Source organism: Weizmannia sp. FSL W8-0676, from assembly GCF_038593015.1.
GTDB classification, from domain to species: Bacteria; Bacillota; Bacilli; order Bacillales; family Bacillaceae_C; genus Weizmannia; species Weizmannia coagulans.
Genome location: NZ_CP151954.1, coordinates 2783368 through 2796664, shown reverse-complemented (window position 1 = coordinate 2796664; position 13297 = coordinate 2783368). Strand labels below are relative to the sequence as shown.

Here is a 13297-nt window from a genome sequence, read left to right as displayed (position 1 = left end):
TCCAAATATGCTTCCCATACAATGGAGAACTACCTTGCCCTGTCATGATCACTGAACCGGTTTAGGAAAGCGGAGTAGTAGTTTAAAGACGCCTAAATGTCAGGTATAATAGATTGTGAAGATTTTCAATTCGCACTTAATTGGGATGGCAAAGGAGTGAAAATTGGCAGTTTCCGTATTTTGCGTACGATTCATTTATCATTGGAGGGAGGGCATCAGATGAAAAAATTTTTTGCTTTTCAAGTTATGATTGGCTTGATTTTAGGGGCCATAATAGGGGCAATTTTCCCTGATTTCGGGACGAAGTTGAGGCCGGTCGGGGATATGTTTATTCACCTGATCAAAATGATTGTCATTCCGATTGTGTTTACAACAATTGTCGTGGGGGCTTCCGGCGGAAACGGGAATATGAAAAAGATGGGTTCGTTGGGGCTGAAGACGCTCATTTGGTTTGAGCTGGTTACGACGCTTATTTTGGGCATCGGCCTGCTGCTTGTGAATCTCTTAAAACCCGGTGTTGGAGTGGATCTATCGCATCTGGCCAAAACAGATATTTCACAAGTAAAAGCAAACGCGTCCACAGTGGTTGATTTTAAAACGATGATTGTCAACATCATTCCAAACAATATTGTGAATGCAATGGACCAAAATAATTTACTGGCTGTTATTTTCTTTGCCATTCTATTCGGGGTGGCAGCCGGTGCAATCGGGAAAGCAGCCGAGCCGGCATTGAAATTTATGGAATCGACTTCGAAGGTGATGTTTAAATTGACACAGATGGTCATGGTTACCGCGCCGATCGGTGTTTTTGCCCTGATGGCGTCTTCCGTCGGCCAGTTTGGCATCAGTCTTTTCATTCCGATGGCCAAACTGATCGGGGTTGTCTATCTTGGACTGGCCATCGTCATATTCGGCCTGTTCCCGCTGATTGCCTGGATGTTCAAAATTCCTTATTTTAAAGTATTCCGGATGGTTTGGGACTTATTTCTGATCACTTTTTCAACGACAAGCACAGAAACAGTCCTTCCGCAGCTTATGGAGCGGATGGAAAAATTCGGATGTTCCAAACGTGTTGTCTCGTTCGTTATTCCTGCCGGGCTATCGTTAAATTGCGACGGCTCCACATTGTACCTGTCAGTTGCTTCTATTTTTATTGCCCAGGCATTCGGTATACCGATGAGCCTTGAACAGCAGCTGATTGTCATGGCGGTTTTGATCGCGACTTCAAAAGGCATTGCAGCTGTTCCAATGGGTTCCCTCGTTGTGCTTCTGGCTACGGCAACAGCCGTCGGACTGCCTGCTGAAGGTGTGGCTATTATTGCCGGGATTGACCGGGTGCTGGATATGGCACGCACGGCCTGCAATACACCGGGCCACTGCCTTGCCAGTATTGTTGTTTCCAAATGGGAAAAAGAGTTCCATCCAAATGAAGCATTCGCTGCTCGCCCGGAAACACAATCGGTTCGCCAGTCATAAGCGGGAATGGGGCATATGATGTCCCAAAAACCCCTCTATTTGGCTCATGCACTGATGATCCTGAATTTCATGAAACGCTTGTGTGAATAGTGGCTCAAATGAATGATCCTAAACAGCCAACTGTATCATGCTTACAAGGGGCTCCCATCAGCCGTTTCACGACTTTTGGGACAGCCCCTTTTTGGGATCGCAAACGTTTTAAAAAACATTCCTGTTTGAAAGGGAATACAAAAATTTCCATTTGCCGCTGTGAAGTATTATAATGGGGAAGAACTTCAAACCAAGGAGGAAAAAGAATGGTTGAACAGACAACACAAGAGAAAATTAACAGCGTTTTATGGCAAGCTGCCGATACGTTTAGAGGGAAAATTGATTCATCAACGTATAAAGATTACATATTAACCATGTTGTTCATTAAATATCTGAGTGATACGTATAAAGAGAAATTAGAAGAATATACAAAGCGCTATAATGGAGATGAACAACGCATTCAACGTGCACTATCGAGAGAACGTTTTGTATTGGACGAAACATCAACATTCGATTATTTATATAGCAAAAGAAATGATCCGGAAATCGGGGAGATCATCAACAAAGCATTGGAAAGAATTGAAAATGAAAACGCGGGGAAACTTCGTGGCGTCTTCCGCAATATTGATTTTAATTCAGAGGCGATTCTCGGGAAAGCAAAAGAACGGAATGCCATGCTCCGTTCATTATTAGAGGATTTTAATCAATTATCTCTAAGACCGTCGCAATTAGGAAATGGAGATATTGTAGGAAATGCTTATCAATATATGATCGGGCTTTTTGCTTCAGATGCAGGGAAAAAAGGCGGAGAATTTTATACGCCAGCCGAAGTTTCAGAACTTTTGGCACGATTGGTAAAACCACAAGAAAACGATCGTATTTATGACCCAACATGTGGTTCAGGTTCATTGCTGATTAAGGTTGCCAAACAAGTGCCAAGTAAAAAAGTGGCGATTTACGGTCAGGAACGGAATGGTGCAACACACTCATTAGCGTTAATGAATATGTACTTGCATGGCATTGATGATGCAAAAATTGAATGGGGCGATACATTAGCAAATCCGTTGCATTTGGAAGATGGCAAGTTAATGAAGTTCCAAGTCATTGTTGCGAATCCTCCATTTTCTTTAGACAAATGGGCCATGGGATTTGCCGGTGAAGGAAACACAGATAAAAAATTTAAAATGGAAGCAAGTCTTGACCCATATAGAAGATTTGAATGGGGCGTTCCGCCAAGTTCAAAAGGCGATTATGCGTTCGTTCAACATATGCTGTATTCATTAGCGGAAAACGGAAGAATGGCGACAATCCTGCCTCATGGTGTTCTTTTCAGAGGAGCGAGTGAAGGAAAAATCCGTAAGCAAATTATTGAGTTGAATCTGTTGGATGCTGTTATCGGGCTTCCGGAAGGGTTATTCTACGGTACTGGAATCCCTGCCTGTATTATGGTATTCCGAAAAGACCGTACACGAAAAGACGTGCTATTCATTGATGCTTCTGGTGAAGAACATTATGAAAAAGGCAAAAATCAAAATAAATTAAGAGAACAAGATATTGAAAAAATTGTGGAAACGTATGAGAAACGGGAAACGATTGATAAATACTCCTATGTCGCTACAATTGATGAAATTCGGGAAAACGACTATAACTTAAACATCCCTCGCTACGTCGATACCTTTGAAGAAGAAGAACCGGTCGATATGGAAGCGGTGAAAGAAAATATCGCCAATATTAAGAAAGAGATTCAAGAAGTAGAAGCGCAGATGGAAAAGTATTTGAAAGAGTTGGGGTTGTAGGTGGAAAAATGCAAGAATGGAAAGTATATGAATTTAAGGAACTCGTTAATTTGTCGAAGGAAAAATATAATCCTAAAAATGAGACTATGAATTTACCTTGCATTGAATTAGAACATATAGAAAGTGAAACAGGAAGGCTATTAGGTTATACTGATTCAATTGAACAACAAAGCATTAAAAATAAATTTAAAGCGAATGACATATTATATGGTAAGTTACGACCATATCTTAGAAAGTTTTATTTTCCAAATTTTGAAGGAGTTTGTTCATCAGAAATATGGGTACTTCAAAGCATTGAAGAAAAAATACACAATAAGTATTTATATTATTTAATTCAAACAAATAAATTTAATGAACATGCAAATAAATCAAGTGGAACTAAAATGCCGAGAGCTGATTGGAATTATATTTCTGAAATTACATTCCCAATTCCACCAATAAAAGAACAACAAAAAATTGCATCAATTCTCTCCACTTGGGACAAGGCAATTGAGCTAAAGGAAAAGCTAATTGAGCAGAAAAAACAGCAGAAAAAAGGATTAATGCAGAAGTTGTTGACGGGTGAAGTGAGATTGCCTGGGTTTAAAGGAAAATGGAAAGAAGTAAGAATAAAAGATTTAGGTACTTTAAAAGGAGGAAGTGCTTTTCCTGAAAAATATCAAAATGTAATAAGTGGTAAGTATCCGTTTTTCAAAGTATCTGATATGAATAATGAAGAAAATGAGAAGTATATGTTAAATGCAAATAATTATATTAACGAAGAGAGTGTCTCGGAAATAAAAGCAACCATCATTCCAAAAAATTCAATTATTTTTGCAAAAGTAGGAGCAGCGCTTTTATTGGAGAGAAAAAGAATACTTAAATATGATTCTTGTATTGACAACAATATGATGGCCTTAATTGTAAAGGAAAATATTGATTTTAACTACGTTTATTATTTGTTACTTAACATGAAATTAAGTAGATTCTCAAATGTAGGAGCCTTACCATCATTGAACTCAAATGATGTTTATAGTTTAAAATGCAGATTACCAATGGATTATGATGAACAGAAAGCTGTAGCGGAATTATTGTCTCTTTTTGATAAAGAAATAAATCTCTTACAGAATGAATTAATACAAATAAAACAACAAAAGAAAGGCCTTATGCAATTACTTCTTACAGGGAAAGTCCGAGTGAAGGTATAAACACCTTACTCTTCCCTTATTTTTTCAACAGGAGGCTTGAGGATGTCAAGGGAGAAGAGTTATGATGAGCGGTATATAAGCCAGGTTCCGGCCATTGAGGTGTTGCAGAAGTTAGGATATCAATACCTATCACCGGAAGAAACAGAAAGAATGCGGGGAAACCTGCATCATGTATTGTTGACAACCGTTTTAGAGGAAAAGCTAAAAAAATTGAATTCTTATGAGTATCAAGGTCAAACTTATCAATTTAGTGAATCCAATATTCGCCAAGCTATTCGTGATTTAGATGAGCCGCTGACCAATGGATTGGTTAAAACGAATGAAGTGATTTATGAAACGATTATGAACGGGAGAAGCTATACGGAGTTTTTGCCGGATGGATCGAAAAAATCGTTTACCATTCAATATATCGACTGGAACAACATCGAAAATAATGTCTTTCATGTAGTGGAAGAGTTTGAAGTGGAACGAATGGATGGGCGTGGAACTGTAAGGCCGGATATTGTGTTGTTTGTGAACGGGATTCCTTTTGCGGTCATTGAATGTAAAAAAGCGTCGATTTCTATGAATCAAGGAATCAGTCAAATGATTCGCAATCAGGGGAAAGATTACGCCCCACAATTATTTAAGTTTATTCAAATTGTGATGTCCACGAATAAAAATGAAACCAAATACGCAACATGCAATACTCTGAAAAAGTTTTGGTCTGTTTGGAAAGAAGAAAAAGAGGAATGGCTGCAGAACTGGCTGGATAAAACAGTGGAAGGCAGACTGCCAACCATGCAAGATAAGAACATCATTTCACTGTTTCACCCTGAGCGTTTGTTAGAGTTAACCCAGTTCTTTACCTTATTTGATAAAGACGTGAAAAAAGTAGCCCGTTATCAACAATACTTTGCCATTAAAGAAATTATAAAAACGATTGAAGAACGAGATGAAAACGGCAATCGTCAAAGCGGCGTGATTTGGCACACACAAGGTTCAGGTAAATCACTGACTATGGTGATGTTGGCCAAGTATATTTTATCTGAGCTGCGCGGTTACAATCCGAAAGTCATTGTTGTAACAGACCGGGTTGAATTGGATAAACAAATACATAAAACATTCAGCCATACAAGATTAAAAGCAAGTCGTGCAATTTCTGGAAGCCATTTGGTAGATTTAATCAATGATAACCATTCTGATATTGTTACGACCTTAGTTCATAAGTTTGGTACGGCGTCTTCCAAACAAAAGCCAATTGAATCAAGGGATATTTTTGTTTTAGTGGACGAATCACATCGGACTCAATATGGCGAGCTTCATCTAAAAATGAAGAAAGTATTCCCAAATGCTTGTTATCTCGGCTTTACAGGGACACCATTAATGAAAAAAGAAAAGAACACATTGATCAAATTTGGCAAACTCATACATAAATACACAATTGCCGATGGTGTTCGGGATAAAGCGATTGTTCCCCTTTTATATGAAGGAAAAATGGTCGAACAATCAGTGAATCAAAAGGCGATCGATCATCGTTTAGAAATGATTACACGCAATCTGAATGACAAGCAAAAAGAAGAAGTAAAGCAAAGATGGAGTAAATATGAAAAACTTGCTTCTTCGGAACAGAGAATTTATTTAATTGCGGAAGATATTAACAAACATTTTGTAGAAAACTATAAAACACAGGGAAGCCAATTCAAAGCGATGTTGGCCACTAATAGTAAAATTGAAGCGATACGCTATCTTGAGGCTTTCGAGGAACTTGGTGATTTGAATTGTGCCGTTGTCATATCCCCACCTGATCAACGGGAAGGACATGAAGTAGTCGATCAGGAATCGAAAGATAAAGTTCAGCGGTTTTGGAAGCGAATGATGGATCGCTACGGAACGCCTGAAAAATATGAGGACGCGATCAAAGATGAATTTGTAAACGGCGACGAACTGGATTTACTGATTGTCGTGGATAAATTGCTGACAGGTTTCGATGCGCCTAGAGCGACGGTGCTTTATGTCGATAAGCCAATGAAAGAACATACTCTATTACAAGCGATTGCCCGGGTCAATCGTCTTTATGAAGGAAAAGATTATGGTTTAATCATTGATTATCGTGGTCTATTGGATAAACTGGATGAAGCCATGCAGATGTATTCCGGTGCAGGTTTGGAAAACTTTGATCCGGAAGATTTAAAAGGAGCCATTTACGATGTGATAAGCATAATCGGATCATTACGGCAATATTATTCCGATCTATGGCAAATTTTTGCACCAATTAAGAACAAGAACGATAGAGAAGAGTATGAAGTATGGTTGGAGGACGAGGAGCGCAGAGAAGAGTTTTATGGCGTTTTAAGCAATTTTGGCAGAAATCTTGGGATTGCGTTAGAATCGGAGAAAATCTATAATACTTTACCACCTGAAGAACTTCAAAAGTACAAAAAGGATTTCAAGTTTTTCCAAGATTTGCGGAAAAGCGTGAAGCTGCGTTATTCGGATACCATTGACCATAAAGAGTATGAAGCGAAAATGCAGAAATTAATGGATAACTATATCGCTGCCGAGGAAGTTATCCGCATTACGAATCCTGTAGATATTTTAAACGCAAAAGCTTTTGAAGAGGAGTTGGAGCGTTTACAGTCAAAGAGAGCCAAAGCGGATGCGATTCGTACTCGTTTAACGAAGAGCGTTCATGCAAAGTGGGATGAAAATCCATCCTACTATAAAAAGTTTTCTGAGCGCATACAAGAGGCGATTCAAGAATACAAAGATAAACGCATTTCGGAAGCAGAGTATTTAAACCGAATGAAGGAGATCATGAATGATTATCGTCGCGGCGAATCATCAGAAAGATATCCTGAAGTAATAAAAGAAAACCGGAATGCACAGGCCTTTTACGGCGTAACGAAAGATATTTTGAGTGAAACAAAGGAAACGGCCGCAAGTTATGACACGAATACTCTTGGAGATTTAGCCTTAAAAATAGATGAAATCATTCAAGAACACCAAAAAGTCGATTGGCATGATAATGTAGAGATTCATAATCGAATTGCTCAAGAGTTGGATGATCTCCTCTTTGATTTTAAAGAAAAGCATAATTTGGATATCGACTTTGATACGATTGACAAAATCATTGAGCAAATTAAAACGGTTGCTTTAAGACGTTACTAAGGGCGGGAACAGCATGGAAAAGCATCAAATCGAGTACGCCAATAAAATCATTGACTTCGTCGTGAAGCGGAAAAAAGTAAAAAATGTAAACCTTAATATCAAACCGGATATGACGATTGAAGTCACTGCAAATGACAGAGTGCCGTTAGACTTTATTTGTGATTTTGTAAAAACGAAGGGTGCATGGATATTAAAGAATGTCAAGACATTTAAAGATGTTCAGCCATATAGGCATAGTGAAAGAGAATATGTAAGCGGCGAAACCTTTAAGTATTTAGGAAAGCAATATCGCTTACGGGTCATGCAAGAAGAGGAAGAGAAGGTGAAATATTTTCGGGGGTTTATCTATCTTTACGTTACAAATACAGAAAATGTTAATCGTAAAGCCAAACTAATTGATGAATGGTATCGTGAAAAAGCTCAAAAAACATTCAATGAATCCCTTGATAAAATGTTTCCATTGGTTCAAAAATATGGAGTCGAAAAGCCTAATATTGATTTGCGTTCAATGAAAGCACGATGGGGCTCAGCTTTAACAGATAAAAAAACAATCTTATTAAACACTGAGTTGATAAAAGCTCCAAAATACTGTATCGATTATGTTGTACTGCATGAGTTGATTCATTTTAAATACAACGACCATAGCGACAATTTTTATAAAATGCTGTATTCTCTAATGCCCGATTGGGAAAAGAGAAAGGCAATATTGGATGAAGAAGTAGTTAAAGACTTATAGAAGTGAACTACTCGGTATAAAACAACTAGATAAAACAACAGAAGGCAGTTCCGATGTATATTAACTAATTATGGAACTGCCTTTTTTCCGTCATTTAATCATGAATTTTTAGATTGCATTATGAGGAGAGTGTTCTAATTGAAAAAAGTTGTTTTAACTGGTAATGGCTTATCTGTTGGTTTAAATAGAGCATTTGCATTACAAAATATTACTCAGACTTTTTACAATAAATTAACCTCAGAACATCAAAAGTTTATTCAGCATCACATGGAAAGAATTCAAAAGGATGAGTATATTCAAGTTGATTTTGAAGAGGCTATCGCAAGTATAGAGCAAGTTCATGATGCACTAGATAGATATGTGAATTTTTTAATAAATGAGGAAGAAGGTAAAAAATATCTAGAATCGGAAGGCCTTGGCGTTGAAGAATTACAGAGTCATCTAACTAAAATAAAGGAAATAATCATTTCTTATACTTCTTCAATAGTTGAAATTATAGATGGAAATGTACACTGGGAACAAATAGGTGATAGACTATCAGGATTCATCAATTGGTTACAAGCAGAGCTTCAAGGTAATGATGAAATTGATTTATTTACTTTGAATTTTGACTTATTATTAGAAACTATTTTACTAAGAACTGTTGGAACTGATGAATTTACAGATTTTCATGTTAAACGTGGTAAAACTCCAGATGGTCATGATAAGTTTAACTTTGATCCACAGCAGACTTTAAATGATTTTGATTATAGAAGAATACGGCTTCACCATTTACATGGTTCTCTTTCATCATTTAAACGGCTTTCTGATGGGAGAATTTTTAAACTAAGAACTGAGGATATAAGATTATCTGATTTGTATAAAAAGTTAGATGCAAACGAGCTCTTCCCTTCCATAATTACAGGAGGATTTAAGAGTAAGTGTTTTTTGCAAGAAAAAAGTGCAGAGTATTGCAGTATATAAATTCGTTTATACCGCATAAAAATTCAATCTGAATTCTCGCTATTAAGGGCTTGACATGGAGCCTCTGCAGCCATGATTCTTTTGCCAAGCGGCCAGCTGTAACAGATTTGGCAAACCCAAACAGGTTATCATGGCTACCCCTCCATGTAAAGCCCCTCTGCATAACCATTTGCATAGAAATTTTGCACATCTCTGCACTTTAATTTTGCAATAAACAGCAAGGTTTTTTACGTGTTTCCTTTGAAATCCTTACACTTTATATTCGACAAAAGTAGCCAAAATCCTTGTCAAATCTGGAATTTTTGCTTATTCAGCAAGCCCTATATAAATTTTCAGTAAAAATCGGTGAATATAGTTCTCTTTGTTTTATATTATCTAATTTATTGATGATGTTGAGAATGATCCATTGGTATCTCCTGGCCAGGCTCTTGTCCTGGAGTTTGATTGATTTCTACAACCGTTTGTACTAATGCTGTAGCGACAATAACAATAGATATTATCCCAAATTACGAAAGTGCAGCGATTTGATAGCTAAAATCCATACACGTGGAAGTAAATGTAAAATATGGAATCCAAATCTATAATTTTGCCGTCGAGTTTTGGGAATCTGCTACTATTACAGAAATTGTTGATTCTTGCTCAATGGGTAGAAAGGAGCGAAGATTCATGAAATATTCAAAGGAGACATTACAAAAGAAATTTTCGTCTGTAAAAGCTTCACTTGAAATCGAAGGCTTAAAAGTAACAAAAGAAATTGAGGATCTAGTCATTGCAAAAGCAGCAGGAGAGATTTCTTTTGAACAGTTTAAACGTGAAGCAGTTAGGTTGGCAGGGAAACAGTGAATCGGTATGCTGCCCTTGGCCTCTGTTTCAATACTGTCTTTTAACCAAAAAAAATAATCCACCCTTGAGTTTATAGGCCACGGGTGGATTATTCTGCCTAAAACCGATCCCCCTTGAAGATCGTATCCGTATTATACACGATTACAATTGTATCACGAAATCAATAAAAATATTCTGAAATATCTACTATTTTATCGTGGTAGAAAAATGCAAGAGCATAAGGAATTTTTGCCCCCACCGAAGGTGTGGGATCAGGCAGTGCCTGATAAAACGATGGGTACAAAAAAAGACGATTCGCCCACAAATATCCCATTAAAATCCCACGTTTAGCCCACTAAAATCCCACAAATAGTCCACGCTTGTCCCACATTTAGTCCACTAATATATCCCCGTAATCTCATCACTATATACTGTTCCGAAACTTTTTAACAGAATGAAACATCCCTATCATTCAAATAAATGTTTGACTATCAAAAGGAAAGGGGTACAATATATTCAAATGAACATTTGAATATAAAGAGGTGACATTAATGAGCACCAAAGACACTTGCGAAATTTATTGTTATGACGAAGAAAAAGTGAATCGAATACAAGGCGAATTAGCTAAACACGATATAAGTAGTGTTGCCCTATTATTTAAAGCCATTGCAGATGAAAACAGAACAAAAATCGTTTTTTCACTTTGTCAGGATGACGAATTGTGTGTGTGTGATGTTGCCAACATTATTGGTTCTTCTGTCGCAACAGCTTCTCATCATTTACGGACTCTTCATAAACAAGGAATAGTGAAATATCGAAAAGAAGGAAAAATGGCATTTTATTCACTGGAAGATGAACATATTAAACAATTAATCACGATTGCTTTAGCCCATAAGAAAGAAGTGAAAGTGAATGTCTAATCAACAAACCTTACCATCTGAACAAGAAATGAAAACCTATCGCGTTCAAGGATTATCTTGTACAAATTGTGCAGCCAAATTTGAAAATAACGTGAAAAATTTAGAAGGTGTAAAGGACGCAAAAGTAAATTTTGGAGCATCCAAAATTACAGTTTATGGTGAAACAACGATTGAAGAATTAGAAAAAGCAGGGGCCTTTGAGAATTTAAAGATTCAGGATGAAAAAGAACAAAGGATAGAGTATAAGCCTTTTTGGAAGGAAAAAGAAAATATTAAGGTTTATATTTCGGCTGCATTGCTCATTATTAGTTGGTTTCTAGGAAGGCAATTTGGTGAAAATAATATTATCCCTACGATTGGATATGCTGCATCGATTTTAATAGGTGGATATTCCTTATTTATTGAAGGCCTTAGAAATTTAAGTAAATTTAAATTCGATATGGATACGCTCATGACGATCGCCATAATAGGAGCCGCGTTGATTGGACAATGGGGTGAAGGAGCAACCGTTGTGATCCTTTTCGCCATTAGCGAAGCCTTAGAGCGTTATTCAATGGATAAAGCTCGTCAATCGATTGGAATGTTGATGGATATCGCTCCAAAAGAAGCGTTAATTCGCCGTGAAAATGAAGAAATAATGGTTCACGTGGAGGATATTCAAATCGGTGATATTATGATCGTCAAGCCTGGGCAAAAATTAGCGATGGACGGAATAGTTATAAAGGGTACATCCACATTAAATGAGGCTGCTATCACTGGAGAAAGTGTTCCAGTAACCAAAACCATTGATGATGAGGTCTATGCTGGCACATTAAATGAAGAAGGATTATTAGAAGTAAAAGTAACCAAACGGGTTGAAGATAACACATTATCGAAAATTATTCATTTAGTAGAAGAAGCTCAAGCAGAGAAAGCACCTTCTCAAGCATTTGTTGATAAATTTGCAAAATATTACACACCAGCTATCATCATTTTGGCTACATTAATTGCGATTATTCCACCGTTATTATTCGGAGGAGATTGGAGTTACTGGATATATGAAGGATTAGCTGTATTAGTGGTTGGTTGCCCTTGTGCCTTAGTTGTTTCAACTCCAGTTGCAGTAGTTACTGCCATAGGAAATGCGGCAAGAAACGGTGTTTTAATTAAAGGTGGGATTCATTTAGAAGAAGCAGGTCACTTAAAGGTTATTGCTTTTGATAAAACAGGTACACTTACAAAAGGTATTCCAGCGGTTACAGATATTGTGACATTTGGTGGAAATGAAAATGAGTTGATGACGATTACAGCTGCCATCGAAAAGGGTTCCCAGCATCCACTTGGTACAGCCATTATAAGAAAAGCAGAAGAAAATGGATTGAATATTAATGGAGTTTCGGTTGAAGAGTTTCAATCCATTACAGGTAAAGGCGTAAAAGCGAAAGTAAATAATGAAATGTATTATGTAGGAAGTCCAACTCTTTTTGAAGAATTGCACGGTAGTATCGAAAACGATAAAAAACAAAAAATTGAAAAGATGCAAACACAAGGGAAAACGGTGATAGTGTTAGGAACGGAAAAAGAAATTCTTTCGTTTATTGCTGTTGCTGATGAAATAAGAGAATCATCGAAATCCGTGATCCGTAAACTTCATCAAATTGGAATTGAAAAAACTGTTATGCTTACAGGTGATAACAAAAGAACAGCAGAAGTCGTCGGAAAAGAAGTAGGTGTTTCTGATATTAAGGCCGATTTGCTACCAGAAGATAAATTAAATTTCATTAAAGAACTTCGAGGGAAAAATCAAGGTGTCGCAATGGTCGGTGATGGTGTGAACGATGCACCTGCTCTTGCAGCTTCAACTGTTGGTGTTGCGATGGGAGGAGCTGGAACCGATACAGCATTAGAAACAGCTGATATTGCGTTAATGTCTGATGATTTAAGTAAATTGCCATATACCATCAAATTAAGTCGTAAGGCTTTATCTATCATCAAACAAAACATTACATTCTCTTTAGCAATTAAATTAGTAGCATTGTTGTTAGTAATCCCCGGTTGGTTAACGCTTTGGATAGCGATATTTTCCGATATGGGAGCAACATTACTTGTAACGCTAAACAGTTTAAGGTTATTGAAGGTTAAAGAATGATGAATAACAAGGAAAAAGACCATCTTACCTAAGGTGGTCTTTTTATTTCGTTCAATGTATGAATTTGTATAAAAACATACATTCATTTT

At 37.1% G+C, this 13297-nt stretch carries 9 protein-coding genes; all 9 read left to right on the top strand.

All coding sequences use genetic code 11. The features are described from left to right. Positions 1–219 precede the first annotated feature (219 nt). The 9 genes from NST20_RS13770 (at position 220) to NST20_RS13730 (ending at position 13208) form a co-directional block, all read left to right on the top strand. The gene (locus NST20_RS13770; RefSeq protein WP_328192634.1) at positions 220–1476 is read left to right on the top strand and encodes a cation:dicarboxylase symporter family transporter; all 1257 of its coding nucleotides are present in this window, start codon (positions 220–222) and stop codon (positions 1474–1476) included. A gap of 296 nt (positions 1477–1772) precedes the next feature. Beyond that, on the top strand, positions 1773–3302 hold the full coding sequence (locus tag NST20_RS13765; protein WP_342399674.1) for a type I restriction-modification system subunit M: 1530 nt from the start codon (positions 1773–1775) through the stop codon (positions 3300–3302). An 8-nt stretch (positions 3303–3310) separates the two neighbouring features. Next, entirely contained in the window at positions 3311–4489 is a 1179-nt protein-coding gene (locus NST20_RS13760) for a restriction endonuclease subunit S (RefSeq protein WP_342399673.1), read from the top strand. Between the two features lie 42 nt (positions 4490–4531). Next, positions 4532–7639, top strand: coding sequence for a type I restriction endonuclease subunit R (locus NST20_RS13755; RefSeq protein ID WP_342399672.1), 3108 nt, complete (start codon positions 4532–4534; stop codon positions 7637–7639). Between the two features lie 13 nt (positions 7640–7652). Next, a complete protein-coding gene (locus tag NST20_RS13750) occupies positions 7653–8375 on the top strand; it encodes a SprT family zinc-dependent metalloprotease (protein WP_342399671.1) in 723 nt (240 codons plus the stop codon). 138 nt (positions 8376–8513) lie between these two features. Then, a complete protein-coding gene (locus NST20_RS13745) occupies positions 8514–9338 on the top strand; it encodes a hypothetical protein (RefSeq protein ID WP_342399670.1) in 825 nt (274 codons plus the stop codon). Positions 9339–10004: 666 nt separating this feature from the next. Then, positions 10005–10181, top strand: coding sequence for an antitoxin VbhA family protein (locus tag NST20_RS13740; RefSeq protein WP_014097066.1), 177 nt, complete (start codon positions 10005–10007; stop codon positions 10179–10181). A 530-nt stretch (positions 10182–10711) separates the two neighbouring features. After that, positions 10712–11080 carry a metalloregulator ArsR/SmtB family transcription factor gene (locus NST20_RS13735; RefSeq protein WP_013860499.1) on the top strand — a complete coding sequence of 123 codons (369 nt, stop codon included), beginning with the start codon at positions 10712–10714 and terminating at the stop codon, positions 11078–11080. Then, positions 11073–13208, top strand: coding sequence for a heavy metal translocating P-type ATPase (locus NST20_RS13730; protein WP_061566753.1), 2136 nt, complete (start codon positions 11073–11075; stop codon positions 13206–13208). Before NST20_RS13735 ends, NST20_RS13730 begins: the two co-directional genes overlap by 8 nt. Positions 13209–13297 lie beyond the last annotated feature (89 nt).